Raw genomic sequence first — 17,335 nt, forward strand, 5'->3', positions numbered from 1 at the left:
GTGACGGCGGGGTGGGGCCGGGCCTTGGTGGGCCCGGCCCCACCTGTGCTTGACTGCCCGCATGATCCGCACCGCGACTCCCGACGACATCCCCGTCATCCACACCCTGATCCGTGAACTCGCCGCCTACGAGAAGGCGGCCGAGGAGGCGCGGGCCACGCAGGAGCAGCTGGGCGAGGCGCTGTTCGGCGCGCGGCCGGCGGCGTTCGCGCATGTCGCGGAGGACGACGGGGGAGAGGTCGTCGGGTTCGCGTTGTGGTTCCTGAACTTCTCCACCTGGCGGGGCGTGCACGGCATCTACCTGGAGGACCTGTACGTCCGCCCGGAAGCCCGCGGCGCGGGACACGGCAAGGCGCTGCTGACGGAACTGGCCCGCATCTGCGTGGAGCGCGGCTACGAGCGTCTGGAGTGGTCGGTGCTGAACTGGAACCGCCCGTCGATCGACTTCTACGAGGCCCTGGGCGCCCGCCCGCAGGACGAGTGGACGGTGTACCGGCTGACGGACGGGGCGCTGGCGGAGCTGGGGCGATCCGCGGGGCGCAGGGGTAGGGGGCCTGCCCCCTCGTAAGGAGCCTGCCCCCTCTAGTCGTCGTCGGCGACGCGGACGAGCGCGAGGGTGATGTTGTCGGGGCCGCCCGCGCTGATGGCGGTCTTCCACAGTTCGAAGGCGGCCCGTCCGTCGTCGTGCTCCCGCAGCACCGCGTCGATCATGTCCTCCGGCACCGGATCCGTGAGGCCGTCGGTGCAGACGAGATAGCGGTCGCCCGGTGACAACGGCGTGGCCGTCACATGCGCCACGACGGCACGGTAGTGCGGGGAGCCGCCGAGGCACTGCGTGACCAGCGAGGTGGTGCGCTGCCCCGGCGCGAGGGGTGGGCTGTCGTCCACGCTCACCTGCCGCAGTCCGCTCCGGGGCGCGGCGAAGACCCTGCTGTCTCCCACGTTGAAGACCAGCAGCTGCTTGGCCAGCACGACGGCACCCGCGACGGTGGTGCCCATCATCGCGAGGCCGCGACCGTCGTCCTCGCCGCCCTCGGCGGCCGTGTAGACGGCACGGTTGCAGGAGTCCACGGCGCCCCGGACGGCGTCCTCACTGCCCAGCGCCGGCCCGAGGGCCGCGAACCGCCGTGCCACCAGCGCGCTCGCCACCTCGCCGCCGGGGTGCCCGCCGAGTCCGTCGGCCACGGCGACGACCAGGGGCGTCCCGAGGGGGAAGACCAGGGTCTGCGGGTTCTCGGTGACGGTGGCACACAGCGTCCACGGCCCGGCGACGAGACTGTCCTCGTTCTTCTCCCGCAGCAGGCCCGGGTGGCTGAGCGCGCTGACAGCGACATACGACACCGAAGGCCACCGCCGATCATCGGATCGCCCGTGGTCAGAGACGATTCGGCCTCTGCTCGTCCGCGCCCCGCTCGCCCTCCGCCTGGGACGGCTCCGTGCGGGGTACGTCCGGGTGCTGCTCCTTGGCGCTGCGCTCGCCCGGCTCGTCGCGCTCGCCCTCGGCCTGCGACGGGGTGTGCGAGTAGAGCCAGGTGTCGTAATCCGAGGCTCCGGATGACTTCTTCATGGCGGGCCTCCTTCGTCGCCCCACTTCTATGGTCCCCCCACGCGACTGCTGTGGCGAGACGAGTGGCGGCGCACGTCCCTGCCGGGCGGCATGGCGCGGTTCGCAGTTCCGCTTCGAGGGCCGCGGCCGCCACCATCCCGCCCCGGACGACGACGCCGTGCTGGTGCGCTGCCCGTGCCGGTGCGCTTCCCGTTCCGGTCCGCTGCCCGTGCCGGTCCACCGCCCGTGCTTGCCCGCTGCCCGTGCCGGTGCGCTTCCCGTTCCGGTCCGCTGCCCGTGCCGGCCCACCGCCCGTGCCGGGCGGCCGTCAGTCCGCTTCCGCCACCCGCAGCCCCATCACCGCCGCCAGCACCGGCGCGAGATCCAGCAGCTGCGCATGGCTGATCGCCGCGCCGGACAGGCGCTCCAACCCACGCGCGATGTCCAGCTCCGCCGCGCGGCGCAGGTCCACGTCCACCAGGGTCGCCGCCGTCAGGTCGGCTCCCTTCAGCACGCAGTCCACGAACTCCACCCGCTCCAGCCGGGCGCCCCCGAAGTCGGGCTCGATGAGGACACAGCCCTCGAAGACGACGTCCTTCAGCCGCGCCTTGCGCAGGTTCAGGTAGTCGATCTTGCCGCCGCGCACCAGTACCCGCTCCAGCACCGCCCCGTGCAGCTGCGTCCCGCCGAGCCGGGCCTCCACCAGCTCCACATCGCGCAGGGTCGCCTCCGCGAGGTCCGTTCCCACGCCCCGTATGCCCGTGAGGACCGAGTCCAGCACGCGCGCGTGGTGGAGCCCCGTCCCGTCCAGCGCGCACCCCGTCAGCGCGCAGTCCATGAACCGGGCGCCCCCGCCGTCCTGCCCCGCGAGATCCGCGTCCCGGAACTCCAGCCCGTCGTAGTCCCCGTCCGGCAGCACCTCCCCGTCCGTCCACGTCACCAGCTCGGGCAGCCGCACCTCCGGCCGCCGCGCCGCCTTCACCACCCGCGCCTTCCGCACCATGGCCCCATGCTGCACCCCACCACTGACAATCGCCCCGGCCTGCGACGTCGCCCTTGACCTCGAGCGCGCTTGAGCTTGAAGGGTGGGCCTTCCGAGAGCGGCACGACAGACGACGGCAAAGACACACGGACGAGGAGCCCTCCCATGCACGCGATCCGGCTGCACGCCTTCGGCCCCGCCGAGAACCTCACCCACGAGAAGGTCGAGGACCCCGAACCGGGCCCCGGCCAGGTACGTGTCGCCGTAGCCGCGGCGGGCGTGCACCTGCTGGACACCGCGCTCCGCGAGGGCGAGACCGGTCCCGCGCCCGGGCCGGCCCCGCTGCCCACGATCCCGGGCCGTGAGGTCGCCGGCACCGTCGAGTCCCTCGGCGAGGGCGTCGACGCCCGCTGGCTCGGCCGCCGGGTCGTCGCCCACCTCGGCTTCGTGCCGGGAGGCTACGCCGAACTCGCCGTCACGGACGTCGCCCGCCTGCACGAGATACCGGCGAACCTGGACGAGGCGCAGGCCGTCGCCATGATCGGCACGGGCCGCACGGCGATGGGCATCCTTCAGTTCGCCGACCTCGGCCCCGGTTCCGTGGCCCTCGTCCCGGCCGCCGCGGGCGGCATCGGCACCCTCCTCGTGCAGTACGCCCGGCACGCGGGCGCCGCCGTGATCGGGCTCGCGGGCGGTCCGGAGAAGGTCGCGCGGGTGCGGGAGAACGGCGCGGACCTCGCCGTCGACTACACGGACCCGGCCTGGGCGGACCGACTCGCGGAGTATCACGGCAGGGTCACCGTGGTCTTCGACGGCGTCGGCGGCGCGGTGGCCCGGACCGTCGTGCGACTGCTCGCGCCGGGTGGCCGCCACCTTGTGTTCGGGTGGTCCGCCGAGGGCGTCCGGGGCGGCCGGCCGTATCTCGTCGAAGGTGTCTCCGAGCAGGTCCTCGGTCCCGCGATGCTGCGGAGGGCGGGCGGTCTGGACCCCTTGCGCACCCTGGAGGAGCGGGCCCTCGCCGAGGCCGCGGCCGGCCGCCTGGTCCCGGCCGTCCAGCGCTTCCCGCTCGCCGAGGCCGCCGCGGCCCACCGGGCCCTTCAGACGCGGGGCACGGTCGGCAAGGTGGTGCTGGAGCCGTGAGGGGCGGACCGCCGCGTCCGGGGGCGCCCGGTGTCAGGCGACCCGCGGGAAGCGGGCCTGCAGCGTCCAGATCGCCGGGTTCTCGCCGAGGCCCTCGTGCAGGTCGGTCAGGTCGGCGATCAGGTCCTGCAGGAAGTCGCGGGCCTCGCGGCGCAGTTCCGCGTGGGAGAACGTCAGCGGGGGCTCGGCCGACGGCAGCCACTCCGCCTCGATGTCCACCCAGCCGAAACGGCGTTCGAACAGCAGGCGGTCGGTCGACTCGGTGAAGTCCAGCTCCGCGCGCTGAGGCCGGGCGGCACGGCTGCCGAGCGGGTCCCGGTCGAGCCGCTCGACGATGTCGCACAGCGCCCACGCGAAGTCGAGCACCGGCACCCATCCCCAGGCTGTGGACAGCTCCCGGTCCGCCTCGGTGTCGGCGAGATAGACGTCACCGCAGAACAGGTCGTGCCGCAGGGCGCGGACGTCCGCGCGGCGGTAGTCGGTCTGCGGGGGGTCCGGGAAGCGGTTGGAGAGGGCGTAGCCGATGTCGAGCACGGGGGCGATGGTGTCACAGGGCCTTGCGCAGCACGGCGCACGGGCGGCCCCGGTCACGGTCCGGGCGGCGGTCGACGACCTCGTAGCCGAGCGCGGTCCAGAAGGCGAGGCCCGCGGGGTTGTTCTCCAGCACGGCGAGGCGTACGGCGGTGCGGCCCGCGGCGCGGAAGCGGTCCTCGACCAGGGACGCCAGCAGTCGCCCGTGCCCGTGGCGCTGCATCGCCGCGTCCACCATCAGCAGGCCGATCCACGGGTCCGGGTCGGCCGGGTCGGGGTGGTGGGCCAGGGTGACGACGATGCCGACGAGCCGCCCGAAACTGCGGGCGAGCAGGACCTCCACGTCAGGGTGCGCCAACTCGTCGGCCAGCGCGGCCGCCACCTGCTCGGGGCGGATGTCGTCCGGGTCGGGGAAGTCGCCGCTCAGGGCGTGGAACTCCCGGTTGGAGGCGTAGAGCCCGGTGAGCTCGGTCAGCAGCTCACCCGGAAGGTCGTGGTCGGGGGCGGGGGAGAGGGGCTCGAGGATCACCCGCGCAACGTATCGCGGACGGGTCCCGCACGGGTCGTGGGAGGCCGGGGACCACGCCGGAGCCCCGGCCCCCGGACCGGGGCTCCGGTGAGGAGACAGGGGGCTCCGTCAGACGTTGACGCCGAAGTCCTGGGCGATGCCCACCAGGCCCGATGCGTAGCCCTGGCCGACCGCGCGGAACTTCCACTCCGCGCCGTTGCGGTACAGCTCGCCGAAGACCATGGCCGTCTCCGTGGCCGCGTCCTCCGAGAGGTCGTAGCGGGCGATCTCCTGGCCGCCGGCCTGGTTGACGATACGGATGTAGGCGTTGCGCACCTGGCCGAAGTTCTGCGAGCGGGACTCCGCGTCGTAGATGGAGACCGGGAAGACGATCTTGTCGATGTCGGCCGGGAGCGCCGCCAGGTTGACGTTGATCGCCTCGTCGTCGCCCGCGCCCTCGCCCGTGCGGTTGTCACCCGTGTGGACGATCGAGTTGTCCGGGGTCTGCTTGTTGTTGAAGAAGACGAAGTGCTGGTCCGAGTAGACCTTCCCCTGGGCGTTGACCGCGATCGCGGACGCGTCGAGGTCGAAGTCCGTGCCGGTGGTGGTGCGGACGTCCCAGCCGAGGCCCACGGTGACGGCGGTCAGGCCCGGAGCCTCCTTGGTGAGCGAGACGTTGCCACCCTTGGACAGGCTTACAGCCATTGTTGGGAGTCCCTTCCCTCGTTGCGTGTGCGGATGAAGCTACCGCCACCTCTAGCAACGCCGAGGGAGGTACCCGCGGTTCCGGGTTCCTTTACCTTTTTTACCCGCCGCCGGAAATCGGGATGACGCGGACCGGGCGGAGCGGGGAACATGGACGGCATGTCCGGTCCTTCTCGGGGATCCGGGGGTCCGTCCCCCGGAAAACACAGAATCCGCGGCTCCGTCTCGCTCCCCGAGGCCGAGCTGATGTGGCGTTTCTCCCGGTCGTCCGGGCCCGGCGGACAACACGTCAACACCAGCGACTCGCAGGTCGAGCTGCGCTTCGACCTGGCGAACACCGAGGCTCTTCCCCAGGTGTGGAAGGAGCGCGCCCTCGAGCGCCTGGCGCCCCGCCTGGTCAACGGGATCGTCAGCGTCCGCTCCTCCGAGCACCGCTCCCAGTGGCGCAACCGCGAGGCCGCCGCGGTACGCCTGGCGGCGCTGCTGGCGGAGGCGACCGCGCCCCCGCCCAGGCCCCGCAGGCCGACCCGGATCCCACGGGGGATCAACGAGCGGCGACTGCGGGAGAAGAAGCAGCGCTCGGAGACGAAACGCGGCCGGTCCGCCCGTGACTGGACGTAGGCGGACGGCCGGACCGGCGGGTCAGGTCGGTCCCAGGACGCCCACGGTCTGCTCCCCGCTCGTCTCCCCGCACCGAGGGCCACGGATTCCTCCGCTCACCCCAAGTGCCGGTAACGCCCCCGGAAATACATCAGCGGTCCGCCCTCCGCACTCGGCACCCGGGCCGTGAGCACCCGGCCGATCACCAGCGTGTGGTCGCCCGCCTGCACCCGTTGTTCCGTGCGGCACTCCAGGGTCGCCAGTGCGCCGCCGACCAGCGGTGCGCCGGAGGCCTCGCCGCGGACGTACGGGATGTCCTCGAACAGCAGGCGGTCGCTGATGCGGCCCTTCATCGCGAAGCGTCCCGCGATGTGCCGCTGGCTCTCCGAGAGGACGGAGACCGCCCACAGCGGCTGCTCGGCGAGCAGGTCGTCCATGCGGGCGCCCTCGCGCAGGCTCACCAACACCAGGGGCGGGTCCAGGGACACCGACATGAAGGCGGTCGCCGTCATGCCGACGTCCTCGCCCTTCGGCCCCTCGGGATCCAGCGCCGGCTCGTGCGAGGTCACCAGGACCACGCCCGCGGCCAGCCGGGACATGGCAGCGCGGAACTCGTCGTTGCTCACTCCCTCAGGATGCCCGGAGGAGGGCGGCACGGCGGACACGGACGGGACAGCGGAAGTCTTGAGCACGTCAAAACGCTAGTCCCCGCGCACGGCCGCCCACATCGGGCCCGGGCCCGAATCGCGTCCTAGGACCAGCGACGGACGTCGACGGACGTCGTAGGATCACAAGCTCTGCACACAGGGCCCGCATCGAGTCCGGAAGCATTCCGCGGACACACAGGAAAAATGCGGAACCCCTCCGTAATTGTTCATCTTTGGCTGTGACTTGAGTCACAGGAAGCGTATTTTGTTGACCCTGTGTACCTAGTGGGCAGCGCGCTGTGATTCAGTGGCGGAGACGCTGCACGACGCTATCCGGGGAGTACGCCGAGTAGCGTGCCGCGGAAAGCCGGGAGAACGGTAGTACGCCGACGCGTCCCTGGAGTTGCTGCGAGATCTCGAGGGGAGGGCGAATGGAGACCGAGTCGGAGCCGTATGTCCGTCTTGCGACCCTGCGGCAGCTGCACCAGGTGATGGCGGACATGAACACCGCCCGCAGCCTGGCGGACACGCTGCAGACGGTGGCCGACGGCATCGTCAACGGCCTCGGCTACGAGCTGGCGGCCGTCAACCTCGTACGCCCGGACGGTGACCTCGTCGTCGCCGCACTCGCCGGGAACTCCGCAGCGGAGGCGTTGATCACCGGCCGCGTCGGCTCGCGCGCCTCCTGGGAGCGGCGCCTCGGCATGGGCGAGGCCTGGGGCACCCTGCGGTTCATACCGCACACGGAGGGCTGGATCCTCGACGAGGACGACGTGCCGCAGTGGTACACCGACGGTCCCGAGCCCCGCTTCGAGGACGAGTGGCACCCCTCCGACCGCCTCTTCGCGCCCATGTACACGCCGGGTGCCCAGGGCAGCTCCTGCGGTGAACTCCTCGGCGTCATCTCCGTGGACCGGCCGCGCAACGGACGGCGGCCCGGCGCCTGGGGGCGCGAGGCGCTCCAGATGTACGCCTTCCACGCCGCCATCGCCATCAGCAACGCCCGTCTGCGGGCCAACATGCAGCGGGCCCTGGTCCGCCTGGAGCGGGAGCAGCAGGCGCTGCGGGCCAGCGAGGAGTCCTTCCGGCAGGCGTTCGAGTACGCCCCCTCCGGCATGGCCATCGCCGAGATGGGCGGCGACCAGCACGGCCGGATCCTGCGCACCAACGACGCGCTGTGCCGCCTGCTCGGCCGGCCCGCCTCCGCGATGCGCCGCTACTCGTTCTCCGACCTCGTCCACCCCGAGGACATCGGCACCCTGCTGCGCACCTCCGCCGAGGGCGGGCGGGCCGAACTGCGGCTCGGACGCCGGGACGGCACCTATGTGTGGGTGTCCCTGCGCAACTCCGTCGTCGCCGACGCCGCCGACGGGCCCCGCTTCCTGCTCACCCATGTCGAGGACATCGAGGAGCGCAAGCGCCGCGAGCTGCAGCTCGCCCACCGCGCCTCGCACGACTCGCTCACCGGCCTGCCCAACTCCGCGGAACTGCGCGCCCGTCTGTCCGCCCGCCTGTGCCGGCGCCCGCAGTCGCTGCCGCCGAGCGCGGCGGACTCCCTGGACGCCGCGTACGGCGACGGGTTCCCGAGCGACCACCCGGCCGCCCACGACAGCGGCGGCCACGCCTTCGACTTCCACGCCGGGCCGGGGCCGTACGACGCCTTCGACCACCATGTGCACACCGTCGCCCCGGAGAGCGGCTCCGACGACGGCACCAAGGGCCTCGCGGTGCTCTTCTGCGACCTCGACGGCTTCAAGTCCATCAACGACCGGTTCGGGCACAACGCGGGCGACGCCGTCCTCATCGAGGTCGCCCGGCGGCTCAGCCGCGGCGTGCGGGACGGGGACACGGTGGCCCGGCTCGGCGGTGACGAGTTCGTCGTGCTGGCCGACGGGCTCGGCAAGGCCGACGCCCAGGACCTCGCCGTCCGTCTGCGCAACGAGATCATCCAGCCGATCCGGGTCGACGGCCGCGCCATGCGGGTCGGCGCGAGTTTCGGCATCGGCTGGGCACACTGCGGCATGACGGCGGACGAAGTGCTGAAATCGGCTGACGAGCGGATGTACGTAGAGAAACGGTCTCGTCCCAAACAGCACAGGCGTGCGGGGTAAACCGCAGGTCAACCCTTGGGTGATGGGAACAACAGCCGTGTGCGGTCCGGGGACCGGGTAGGCTCGCCATTCAGCCACGTACGCATCTGGAACCGCACCTGTTGAGGAGACCTAGGGATGACGCCCGGCAACAACGGCGCGAGCACGCCCGAGGACGACGACCCGTTCGGCTACCTCTACGCCGACGGTCAGGCCAACGGCGCTCAGCCGCCCTCCGGCGGCTACGGCTACCCGGGCTCCGTCAACAGAGTGCGCACGGTCGGTGAACGTCAGTACGGCCAGGTGCCGCAGCAGCACGGGTACGGCCAGTCCCCCTACGGCCAGCCGAACGCGCACTACGCCGCGCCCGAGACCATGCCGGGCGGCGCCCCGACGACCCGTCAGGCGACCACGCCCCCGTCGGGCTCCGGACGGGGCCGGGGCCCCAACACCAAGGGCCTGCTCATCGGCGCGATCGCGGTGGTCGCCGCGGTCGTGATCGGCATCGGCGTGGCGATGATCAAGGGCGACTCGGGCGACGGCAAGAACACGGCGGGCGGCGCGTCGAGCACTCCGACGTCCTCGCAGAGCGCCTCCTCGAGCCCCTCGGCGTCCGCTTCCTCGTCCACCGGGCAGCTGCCGAAGATCGATGCCAAGGCGCTGCGGCTGGAGGGCGGCGCGACCACCGCGTCCGACGTCAAGGGAGCCAAGGCCGACGGCGGGGTCTACGTGGCCGGTTTCAACCAGGTCGGCGCCAAGGTCACATGGACCGTCGACGTGGACAAGGCCGCCGGCTACCGGCTCTACGTGCGGTACGACATCCCGGGCGTGGACGCCAACGCGACGCTCACGGTCAATGGCACGGCCAACTCCCAGCCGCTGAACATGAAGAACTTCAGCGGGCAGCCGCAGGGCGACTGGGAGAAGGGCTGGCAGACCACCTGGGCCCTGGTCAATCTGAACAAGGGTACGAACACGATCGAGGTCGGCTGCAACGCGGGCAACCAGTGCAACGCGTACCTCGACCAGTTCTACCTGACAGCCAACGGCTAGAAGTGCGCCAACCGGGGCGGCGGGGTCCGTCGGGCTTCCGCCGCCCTCACGCGGCCGTCGCCTCGTCCGTCACCGCCACCTGGTCCAGCAGCTCCTCGTAGGTGCGCCGGTCGAACTCGCCCGCTGCCGGGGCGAGTACCGTCGCCGCCGACAGGGCCACCGCCCGGGCCAGGCGGGCCGGCCACGGCAGGTGTTCCACCAGGCCGGACAGCAGGCCCGCGACCGCCGAGTCGCCCGCGCCCGTCGGGTTGCCCGTCAGGCGGCGCGGCGGGGCCGCCCGCCAGCGGCCTTCCGTGTTGACGGCGAGCAGGCCCTCCGCGCCCAGTGAGGCGACCACCGTGTGCGCCCCGCGCCTGCGGGCGTCCCGGGTGGCCTGCAACGGCTCGTGGGAGCCGGTCAGTTCGGCCAGTTCGTCGGCGTTCGGCTTGACGATGTCCGGGCGGGCGGCGACCCCGCGGCGCAGCGGCTCCCCACTGGTGTCGAGCAGCACCGGGACGCCCGCCGCCCGCGCGGTGCGCACCAGGTGGGCGTACGCCCCCACGGGCACGCCCGGCGGCAGGCTGCCGCACAGGGCCACCGCGGCGGCGGAGCGCACCAGGCCGTCGTAGGCCTCCAGGAAGGCCGACCACTCGGCGGGCGTTATCACCGGGCCGGGCTCGTTGAGCTGGGTGGTGTCGCCGGTGGACCGGTCGACCACCGCGATGGTGCGCCGGGTGGCGCCCGCGACCGGGACCAGCGCGTCCACGAGGCCGTGCGTGCGGGTGAGTTGCTCCCGCAGCAAGCGGCCCGTCGCGCCGCCCGCGAAGCCGGTGGCGGTCACCTGGTGACCGAGCGCGGCGAGCACTCGGGCGACGTTCAGCCCTTTGCCGCCGGGCCGTTCGGTCACCTCGGTCACCCGGTGCGAGGTGTGCGGCCTCAGCTCCCGTACGCGATAGGTGATGTCGAGAGCGGTGTTCAGCGTGACCGTCAGGATCACGTGGGGACCTCCCTCGAGAGTCGTGCAGGCGCGGTCCGTGGGCCCGGATTCGTCGGTGCGCCTGCCGTCGGCGGTTGCGGAGGCTCGATCATGCCAAAAGAGTCGGCGGTCGGCCCAGTCCCAGGGCCGACCGCCGCACGCCAACAAACGGGCCAATCACCCCAGTTGGGGATGGACCACCCACTGCCCGCGGCGCATCACGCCCTTGAGGCGGAAGTCGTCGTCCAGCAGCACCAGGTCGGCGTCCTTGCCGGGCTCCAGGGAGCCCACCCGGTCGTAGACGCCGAGCAGCTTCGCCGGGACCGCCGAGATGGCCGTGACGACGTCCTGAACCGCCAGCCCGTCCCCGGTGACCGCCCGGCGGAACGCGCGGTCCAGCGTGAGGGTCGAGCCCGCGATCGAGCCGCCCTCCACCAGCCGGGCCACACCCTGACGGACCTCGACCTCGAGCGGGCCGAGCATGTACGGCCCGTCCCCGATACCGGCCGCGTCCATGGCGTCCGTGATGAACGCCACGCGCGCCGCCCCCGCCTGACGGAACGCCAGTCGCAGCGCCGCCGGGTGCAGATGGACGCCGTCGTCGATCAGTTCCACCGTGACCCGCTCGTCCTCCAGCAGGGCGGCGATGGGGCCGGGGGCGCGGTGGCCGAGCTGCGGCATCGCGTTGAACAGGTGGGTGGCGACCGTGGCGCCCGCGTCGATGGCCCGGACCGTCTGCTCGTAGGTCGCGTCCGTGTGCCCGATCGCCGCGATCACCCCGTGCTCGACGAGCAGCCGTACGGAGTCCAGGCCGCCGGGCAGCTCGGTGGCGAGCGTCACCATCGCGGCCCGGCCGCGCGCGGCGTCGATCAGCTTGCGCACCTCCGCCGGATCGGGGTCGCGCAGCAGCGCCTCGGAGTGCGCGCCCTTGCGGCACGGCGAGATGAACGGGCCCTCGAAGTGGATGCCGGCGATGTCTCCCTGCTCGGCCAGCTCCGACAGCAGGCCCGCCTGCTGGACGAGGACGTCCATGTCGTCGGTGACGGTGGAGGCGACGAGCGTGGTGGTGCCGTGCTCCCGGTGGGTGCGCAGGGCCGTCAGGACGTCGTCCGCCGTGCCGGAGAAGGACGCACCGCCGCCGCCGTGGTTGTGGATGTCCACGAAGCCGGGGACCAGCCAGTGGCCGCGTACGTCGATGATCTCGGCGCTCTCGGGGGCGGACCCGGCGATGCGCGTGCCCTCCACGACCAGGCGGCCGTCGTCCACGACCCCGCTGGGCAGTACCACCCGGGCACCGGCGAGAACCTTCGTAGTGGCCATCAGATGGTTACCTCCGCAGGGTCAGTGGTTTCGAGGAGATCCCAGGCCATGAGCCCGGCACCGAGACATCCGGCCGCATCCCCCAGCGTCGCGGGGACGATCGACGGCAGCTTCTGGAAGGTCACGCGGCGGCGCACGGCCTCGCGCAGTGGTGTGAACAACGTTTCCCCGGCCTCGGCGAGCCCGCCACCGATGATCAGGGTGCGCGGGTCCAGCAGGGTGAGCGCGGTCACCAGGCCGTCGGCGAGGGCGTCCACGGCCTCCTGCCAGACCTTCCGCGCCCGCGGGTCCCCCGACGCCACGGCCTTCGCGCAGTCGGCGGCGTCCGCCTCCGGGGCACCGGCCGCCCCGGCCCAGGCCTCGCCCACGGCGGCCGCGGACGCGTACCGCTCCAGACAGCCGCGCTGACCGCACGGACACGGGCTCCCCTGCGGCCGTACGACGATGTGGCCGATCTCGCCCGCGAAGCCGTGCGCCCCGGCCTCCACCCGGCCGCCGATGGCGATGGCGCCCGCGATCCCGGTGCCGAGCGGCACGAACAGGAACCGGTCCGCCCCCCGGCCCGCGCCGAGGCGCCCCTCGGCGAGCCCGCCGGTGCGCACGTCGTGCCCGAGCGCCACGGGCACTCCGTCGAGCCGGCGGCTGAGCAGATCCCGCAGGGGCACGTCGCGCCAGCCCAGGTTGGCCGAGTACGCGGCGACACCGCGCTCGGCGTCCACGATCCCGGGGACGGCGACGCCTGCGGCGGCCGCGGGTTCGCCCAGGTGGCGCTCGCCGTACGCGCGCAGCTCGGCGGCGAAGGCGAGCACCGACTCCACCACGGCGTCCGGCCCGCGCTCACGGCCGGTGGCCCGGCGCGCCCGGTGCAGCAACTCACCCCCGGCCCCGACCAGAGCGGCCTTCATCCCGGTGCCGCCCACATCCAGGGCGATGACATGTCTCACGGGAACAGTGTCGCCCGTGGACCCGCAAGAGGTCTAGTCCACTCAGGTGGTGTAGACCTTATCCTTTGGATATTCCGAATGACGAGACGGCAGGGCTAGAGCAAGTGCAGCGACGCGGAACGCGCAGGACGACATGGGGCAGGGGTCTGACCGCGGCGGTGTCCGCCCTCGGCATGACCGGAGCCCTGGCGAGCTGCGCGGGTGCGGTGGGTTCCGGGGACGTCACCCTGCGGCTGGTGGCCGCGGACTACGGGGACTCGTCGGCGAACAGCTCCAAGAAGTACTGGGACCAGCTGGTCGAGGACTTCGAGGCGGAGCACTCCGGAATCAAGGTCGAGGTCAGCGTCTACTCCTGGAACGACGTGGACCGCAAGGTCAAGGAGATGGTCGCCAGGGGCGACGCCCCGGACATGGCGCAGATCGGGGCCTACGCGGACTACGCGGCGGCGGGCAAGCTGTACCCGGCCGACGACGTCCTCTCGATCCCCGTCCAGGCGGACTTCGCCTCTGAGCTGAGTGACGCCGGCAAGGTGAACCGGACCCAGTACGGCATGCCGTTCGCCGCCTCCACGCGGATCCTCTTCTACAACAAGACGTTGTTCTCCGAGGCCGGCATCACCACACCGCCGCAGAGCTGGAGCGACCTGGCGACGGACGCCCAGCTGCTCAAGGCCAAGGGGGTGAAGTACCCGTACGCGCTGCCGCTGGGCCCCGAGGAGGCGCAGGCCGAGACGATGCAGTGGCTGCTCAGCGGCGGCGCCGGCTACCTGAACGGCTTCGGCTCCTACGACCTCGACTCCACGCAGAACGTGGCCACCTTCACCTGGCTGAAGGACAACCTGGTGGGCAAGGGGCTGACGGGCCCGGTGGCACCGGGGAAGCTGAACCGCGCCGACGCCTTCGCCGCGTTCACGCGCGGCGAGGTGGGCATGCTGAACGGCCATCCGTCCCTGATGAAGATGGCGCGCGAGAAGGGCGTGAAGTTCGGCATGGTCCCGATGCCCGGGATCAACGGCCGGGCGAAGTCGACCATGGGCGTGGCGGACTGGATGATGGCGTTCCAGCAGGGCGGCCACAAGGACCAGATCCGTGAGTTCCTCGACTACGTGTACAGCGAGAAGAACGTGCTGTCCTTCTCCCGCGAGTACGACCTGCTTCCGGTGACGAGCTCCGCGCAGGAGACCATGGCGCGGTCGTCCCAGGACCAGGACCTGGAGCCGTTCCTGCAGGAGCTGCCGAGCGCTGAGCTGTACCCGGTCGGCAAGACGTCGTGGGCGACGGTCAGCGCGGACATCAAGAACCGGATAGGCAAGGCGGTCGGCCCGGACGGCAGCCCGGCGGCGATCCTGGGCCAGCTCCAGCGGGCGGCCGTGACGGCCGACAGCTCCGCGGGCTAGCCAGGACACGTGCGGGTGGGCCGGGGCACCCCCTGGGGGCTCCGCCTCGGCCGGCCCGGCCCCCGTCGGCCTGAACGGCCTCGTCCGCGATCCCCCCGAGCTCTTCGAGCAGGGGGGACCCCCGGACGGGCCCATGGTTGGCTACCGTTCCCGCATGGACGACCTGAATCCCAGAGAGAAGGCCATCCTGGCCCTGGAGGGCCGCGGTTTCTCCGGGCCGGGGGCCAAGGAGCGGGCCATACGGGAGCAGCTCGGTCTCGCCCCCGTCCGCTACTACCAGCTGCTCAACGCCCTCCTCGACGACCCCAGGGCCCTCGCCCACGCCCCGGTCACCGTCAACCGCCTCCGCCGCATCCGCGAGGCACGCCGCGCGGAACGCTGAGCCGTGAGCCGTGAGCCGTGAGCCGTGAGCCGTGAGCGGTGAGCGGTGAGCCGTGAGTCGCGCCGGGCCGGGCCGCCCGCGCGCGCCCGGCGCGCCCCCGTGACCCCGTGGGTGCGCCCGGCCGCGCGCCGATAGGGTCGGACCCATGGGCAGCCACACGGACTCCTTGCCGACGCCCGCCACCCCGGCCGGGCGTGACGGTCTCGACGCCATCCTCGCCCGGCCCGAGCGGGCCGTCCTCGCCTTCGACTTCGACGGGACGCTCGCCCCGATCGTCCCCGACCCCGACCAGGCCCGCGCCCACCCCGACGCGGTCCCCGCCCTCGCGGCCCTCGCCCCGAAGGTCGCCTCCGTCGCGGTGGTCACCGGCCGCCCCGCCGGCGTCGCCGTCCGCCACGGCGGCTTCGCGGGCGTCCCCGGGCTCGACCACCTCGTCGTCCTCGGCCACTACGGCGCCGAACGCTGGGACGCCCGCACCGGCACCGTCACCGCCCCGGCCCCTCACCCCGGAGTCGCCGCCGTCCGCGCCGAACTCCCCGGCTACCTCGACGAGATCGGCGCCTGGCGCGGCACCTGGATAGAGGAGAAGGGCCGCGCCGTCGCCGTCCACACCCGCCGCGCCGAGGACCCGCAGGCCGCCTTCGAAGCCCTGCGCGAACCCCTCGCCGACCTCGCCGCCCGCCACGGCCTGATCGTCGAACCCGGCCGCATGGTCCTGGAACTGCGCCCGCCGGGCATGGACAAGGGGGTGGCCCTGTCGGAGTACGTCCGTGAGACCGGCGCCGAAGCGGTCATGTACGTCGGCGACGACCTCGGCGACCTCCCCGCCTTCGCCGCCGTCGACAAACTCCGCTCCGACGGCGTCCCCGGCCTCCTGATCTGCAGCGGCAGCGACGAGGTCACGGAACTCGCGAAGAGGGCGGACGTGGTGGTCGACGGCCCGGCAGGGGTGGTGCAGCTACTGAGGACATTGGCAGAGAGGCTGGCGTAAAGCGCGCCCCTTCAGGGACGCGGGGAACTGCGCGACAAGCCCCCACCGACCCGCACCCGAAAAACGACCTCAGACCTCCAGCGCAGCCAACTGATCCAAGAACCACCGACCGGGCGGAAGCGCCGTAGCCTGCGCAGCCAACCGCTTCGAGCGCTCCGCCCGCTCACCCACCGGCATCGACAACGCCTCGTGCAAAGCCTCCGCCGTGCCCCGGATGTCGTACGGATTGACCGTCACCGCGTCGTCGCCCAGCTCCTCGTACGCCCCGGCCTCCCGCGACAGCACCAGCGCACACCCCTGGTCCGACAGCACCGGAACCTCCTTGGCGACGAGGTTCATGCCGTCCCGGATGGGGTTCACCAGGGCGACGTCGGCGAGCCGGTAGGCGGCGAGAGAGCGCGCGAAGTCGTCCTTGACGTGCATCTCGACCGGGGTCCAGCCCGGCGTGCCGTACCTTTCGTTGATCTCCGCGGCCACCCGCTGGACCTCCGCCGTGTACTCCCGGTACACGGTCAGGTCCTGGCGGGACGGGTACGCGAACGCCACGTGGACCACCCGGTCGCGCCACTGCGGACGGGACTCCAGCAGCTCCTCGTACGCCAGCAGACCCCGCACGATGTTCTTCGACAGCTCCGTGCGGTCCACCCGCACGATCACCTTGCGGGGGCGGCCGTCGGGGCCGGTGCCGATCTGCTCGCGCAGGATCGCCATCCGTTCGTCCACATCCGGCCGGTGCGCCCGCTCGCGCAGGAAGTCCGCGTCCGCGCCCAGGCCGTGCACCCCGATCCGGGTGTTCCCCAGCCCGCCGACGAGCGCCTCGCAGCACCCGGTGAAGGCGTCCGCCCACCGCTGGGTGAGGAAGCCGAGCCGGTCGGCGCCCAGCATGCCGCGCAGCACCTGACCGGCGATGTCGTCCGGAAGCATCCGGAAGTAGTCCACCGGCGCCCACGGCGTGTGCGAGAAGTGACCGATCCGCAGGTCCGGCCGCAACTGCCGCAGCATCCCCGGGACCAGCGTCAGGTGGTAGTCCTGCACCACGACCGCCGCTCCCTCGGCCGCCTCCTCGGCCAGCGCCTCGGCGAACGCGCGATTGTAGGCCTCGTACGACGCCCACGCGTGCCGGAACTCCCTGCCGAAGACCGGCTCGAGCGGCGTCTGGTACAGCATGTGGTGGACGAACCACAGCACCGAGTTCGCGATGCCGTTGTACGCCTCGGAGAACACCGTCGCGTCGATGTCGAGCATCCGGACCCGCCGCCCGCCGGTGTCTGCCGGATCCAGTGCGCCACCCGTGCGGCGTACGGCCTCGCGGTCGCCGTCGTTCAGGGCCGCGCACACCCAGACCGCGTCCGCGTCGGGGCCGATCGCCGACAGGCCCGACACCAGGCCGCCTCCGCCGCGTTTGGCGGTGAGCTGCCCGGACTCGTCCAGCGTGTACGAGACGGGGCCGCGGTTGGAGGCGACGAGGATGCGGGCGCCGTGGGCATGCTGCGTGGAAGCCATGCCTCGAAACCTAGCCCGCGCCGAAAACGCTCAAACGTACG

The 17,335-nt window shown here is 72.4% G+C and carries 19 protein-coding genes; 8 read left to right on the top strand and 11 right to left on the bottom strand.

Annotated elements, in window-relative coordinates; all coding sequences use genetic code 11:
* Window positions 1-61: 61 nt before the first annotated feature.
* Entirely contained in the window at window positions 62-568 is a 507-nt protein-coding gene (locus ACIRC0_RS27385; protein ID WP_403620718.1) for a GNAT family N-acetyltransferase, read from the top strand.
* A 14-nt stretch (window positions 569-582) separates the two neighbouring features.
* Here ACIRC0_RS27385 and ACIRC0_RS27390 read toward each other — a convergent pair whose 3' ends face one another.
* From ACIRC0_RS27390 to ACIRC0_RS27400, 3 genes are all read right to left on the bottom strand, one after another.
* Window positions 583-1,341: a PP2C family protein-serine/threonine phosphatase gene (locus ACIRC0_RS27390; RefSeq protein WP_403620721.1), complete on the bottom strand. Its 759-nt coding sequence runs from the start codon at window positions 1,339-1,341 to the stop codon at window positions 583-585.
* A 34-nt stretch (window positions 1,342-1,375) separates the two neighbouring features.
* Window positions 1,376-1,567, bottom strand: a complete 192-nt coding sequence (locus ACIRC0_RS27395) for a hypothetical protein (RefSeq protein WP_403620724.1) — start codon at window positions 1,565-1,567, stop codon at window positions 1,376-1,378.
* Window positions 1,568-1,874: 307 nt separating this feature from the next.
* Window positions 1,875-2,549 carry a pentapeptide repeat-containing protein gene (locus tag ACIRC0_RS27400; RefSeq protein WP_403620727.1) on the bottom strand — a complete coding sequence of 225 codons (675 nt, stop codon included), beginning with the start codon at window positions 2,547-2,549 and terminating at the stop codon, window positions 1,875-1,877.
* 144 nt (window positions 2,550-2,693) lie between these two features.
* Here ACIRC0_RS27400 and ACIRC0_RS27405 point away from each other — a divergent pair, with 144 nt between their 5' ends.
* A complete protein-coding gene (locus tag ACIRC0_RS27405; RefSeq protein WP_403620730.1) occupies window positions 2,694-3,668 on the top strand; it encodes a zinc-binding dehydrogenase in 975 nt (324 codons plus the stop codon).
* A 33-nt stretch (window positions 3,669-3,701) separates the two neighbouring features.
* On the opposite strand, the gene ACIRC0_RS27410 is transcribed toward ACIRC0_RS27405, so the two are convergent.
* From ACIRC0_RS27410 to ACIRC0_RS27420, 3 genes are all read right to left on the bottom strand, one after another.
* Window positions 3,702-4,202 (bottom strand): hypothetical protein, encoded by a 501-nt coding sequence (locus ACIRC0_RS27410; RefSeq protein WP_403620733.1) that lies wholly within the window; start codon window positions 4,200-4,202, stop codon window positions 3,702-3,704.
* A gap of 13 nt (window positions 4,203-4,215) precedes the next feature.
* Window positions 4,216-4,728, bottom strand: coding sequence for a GNAT family N-acetyltransferase (locus tag ACIRC0_RS27415; protein WP_200420964.1), 513 nt, complete (start codon window positions 4,726-4,728; stop codon window positions 4,216-4,218).
* 108 nt (window positions 4,729-4,836) lie between these two features.
* Complete coding sequence (locus ACIRC0_RS27420; protein ID WP_103839798.1) at window positions 4,837-5,412, bottom strand: TerD family protein; 576 nt, start codon at window positions 5,410-5,412, stop codon at window positions 4,837-4,839.
* Between the two features lie 150 nt (window positions 5,413-5,562).
* On the opposite strand from ACIRC0_RS27420, the gene arfB reads away from it, so the two are divergent.
* A complete protein-coding gene (arfB, locus tag ACIRC0_RS27425; protein WP_403620737.1) occupies window positions 5,563-6,033 on the top strand; it encodes an alternative ribosome rescue aminoacyl-tRNA hydrolase ArfB in 471 nt (156 codons plus the stop codon).
* Between the two features lie 95 nt (window positions 6,034-6,128).
* On the opposite strand, the gene ACIRC0_RS27430 is transcribed toward arfB, so the two are convergent.
* A complete protein-coding gene (locus tag ACIRC0_RS27430) occupies window positions 6,129-6,704 on the bottom strand; it encodes a flavin reductase family protein (RefSeq protein ID WP_403620740.1) in 576 nt (191 codons plus the stop codon).
* A gap of 386 nt (window positions 6,705-7,090) precedes the next feature.
* Here ACIRC0_RS27430 and cdgB point away from each other — a divergent pair, with 386 nt between their 5' ends.
* Both cdgB and ACIRC0_RS27440 read left to right on the top strand, forming a co-directional pair.
* Complete coding sequence (cdgB, locus tag ACIRC0_RS27435) at window positions 7,091-8,770, top strand: diguanylate cyclase CdgB (protein ID WP_403620743.1); 1,680 nt, start codon at window positions 7,091-7,093, stop codon at window positions 8,768-8,770.
* A 117-nt stretch (window positions 8,771-8,887) separates the two neighbouring features.
* Complete coding sequence (locus tag ACIRC0_RS27440) at window positions 8,888-9,802, top strand: CBM35 domain-containing protein (RefSeq protein WP_403620746.1); 915 nt, start codon at window positions 8,888-8,890, stop codon at window positions 9,800-9,802.
* Window positions 9,803-9,848: 46 nt separating this feature from the next.
* Here the strand turns inward: ACIRC0_RS27440 and ACIRC0_RS27445 are convergent, their stop codons facing one another.
* From ACIRC0_RS27445 to ACIRC0_RS27455, 3 genes are all read right to left on the bottom strand, one after another.
* Complete coding sequence (locus tag ACIRC0_RS27445) at window positions 9,849-10,778, bottom strand: 1-phosphofructokinase family hexose kinase (protein ID WP_403620749.1); 930 nt, start codon at window positions 10,776-10,778, stop codon at window positions 9,849-9,851.
* A 156-nt stretch (window positions 10,779-10,934) separates the two neighbouring features.
* Entirely contained in the window at window positions 10,935-12,077 is a 1,143-nt protein-coding gene (gene nagA, locus ACIRC0_RS27450) for an N-acetylglucosamine-6-phosphate deacetylase (protein WP_403620752.1), read from the bottom strand.
* Window positions 12,077-13,021: an ROK family protein gene (locus tag ACIRC0_RS27455; protein WP_403620755.1), complete on the bottom strand. Its 945-nt coding sequence runs from the start codon at window positions 13,019-13,021 to the stop codon at window positions 12,077-12,079. Before ACIRC0_RS27455 ends, nagA begins: the two co-directional genes overlap by 1 nt.
* Before the next feature lie 173 nt (window positions 13,022-13,194).
* On the opposite strand from ACIRC0_RS27455, the gene ACIRC0_RS27460 reads away from it, so the two are divergent.
* The 3 genes from ACIRC0_RS27460 to otsB all read left to right on the top strand — a co-directional run bounded on the left by ACIRC0_RS27460 (window position 13,195) and on the right by otsB (window position 15,791).
* Window positions 13,195-14,418: an extracellular solute-binding protein gene (locus ACIRC0_RS27460; protein WP_403620758.1), complete on the top strand. Its 1,224-nt coding sequence runs from the start codon at window positions 13,195-13,197 to the stop codon at window positions 14,416-14,418.
* 154 nt (window positions 14,419-14,572) lie between these two features.
* On the top strand, window positions 14,573-14,800 hold the full coding sequence (locus tag ACIRC0_RS27465; RefSeq protein WP_366027155.1) for a DUF3263 domain-containing protein: 228 nt from the start codon (window positions 14,573-14,575) through the stop codon (window positions 14,798-14,800).
* A gap of 145 nt (window positions 14,801-14,945) precedes the next feature.
* A complete protein-coding gene (otsB, locus tag ACIRC0_RS27470; protein WP_403620763.1) occupies window positions 14,946-15,791 on the top strand; it encodes a trehalose-phosphatase in 846 nt (281 codons plus the stop codon).
* 69 nt (window positions 15,792-15,860) lie between these two features.
* Here otsB and ACIRC0_RS27475 read toward each other — a convergent pair whose 3' ends face one another.
* Entirely contained in the window at window positions 15,861-17,294 is a 1,434-nt protein-coding gene (locus ACIRC0_RS27475) for a trehalose-6-phosphate synthase (protein WP_403620766.1), read from the bottom strand.
* Between the last annotated feature and the right edge of the window lie 41 nt (window positions 17,295-17,335).

The organism is Streptomyces sp. NPDC093984 (assembly GCF_044764595.1).
Lineage (GTDB): Bacteria > Actinomycetota > Actinomycetes > Streptomycetales > Streptomycetaceae > Streptomyces > Streptomyces cynarae.

Coding starts and splice junctions, on each gene's coding strand:
- ACIRC0_RS27385 (WP_403620718.1), top strand. CDS start 62: ATGATCCGCACCGCGACTCCCGACGACATCCCCGTCATCCACACCCTG.
- ACIRC0_RS27395 (WP_403620724.1), bottom strand. CDS start 1,567: ATGAAGAAGTCATCCGGAGCCTCGGATTACGACACCTGGCTCTACTCG.
- ACIRC0_RS27400 (WP_403620727.1), bottom strand. CDS start 2,549: ATGGTGCGGAAGGCGCGGGTGGTGAAGGCGGCGCGGCGGCCGGAGGTG.
- ACIRC0_RS27405 (WP_403620730.1), top strand. CDS start 2,694: ATGCACGCGATCCGGCTGCACGCCTTCGGCCCCGCCGAGAACCTCACC.
- ACIRC0_RS27420 (WP_103839798.1), bottom strand. CDS start 5,412: ATGGCTGTAAGCCTGTCCAAGGGTGGCAACGTCTCGCTCACCAAGGAG.
- arfB (WP_403620737.1), top strand. CDS start 5,563: ATGGACGGCATGTCCGGTCCTTCTCGGGGATCCGGGGGTCCGTCCCCC.
- cdgB (WP_403620743.1), top strand. CDS start 7,091: ATGGAGACCGAGTCGGAGCCGTATGTCCGTCTTGCGACCCTGCGGCAG.
- ACIRC0_RS27440 (WP_403620746.1), top strand. CDS start 8,888: ATGACGCCCGGCAACAACGGCGCGAGCACGCCCGAGGACGACGACCCG.
- nagA (WP_403620752.1), bottom strand. CDS start 12,077: ATGGCCACTACGAAGGTTCTCGCCGGTGCCCGGGTGGTACTGCCCAGC.
- ACIRC0_RS27460 (WP_403620758.1), top strand. CDS start 13,195: ATGACCGGAGCCCTGGCGAGCTGCGCGGGTGCGGTGGGTTCCGGGGAC.
- ACIRC0_RS27465 (WP_366027155.1), top strand. CDS start 14,573: ATGGACGACCTGAATCCCAGAGAGAAGGCCATCCTGGCCCTGGAGGGC.
- otsB (WP_403620763.1), top strand. CDS start 14,946: ATGGGCAGCCACACGGACTCCTTGCCGACGCCCGCCACCCCGGCCGGG.
- ACIRC0_RS27475 (WP_403620766.1), bottom strand. CDS start 17,294: ATGGCTTCCACGCAGCATGCCCACGGCGCCCGCATCCTCGTCGCCTCC.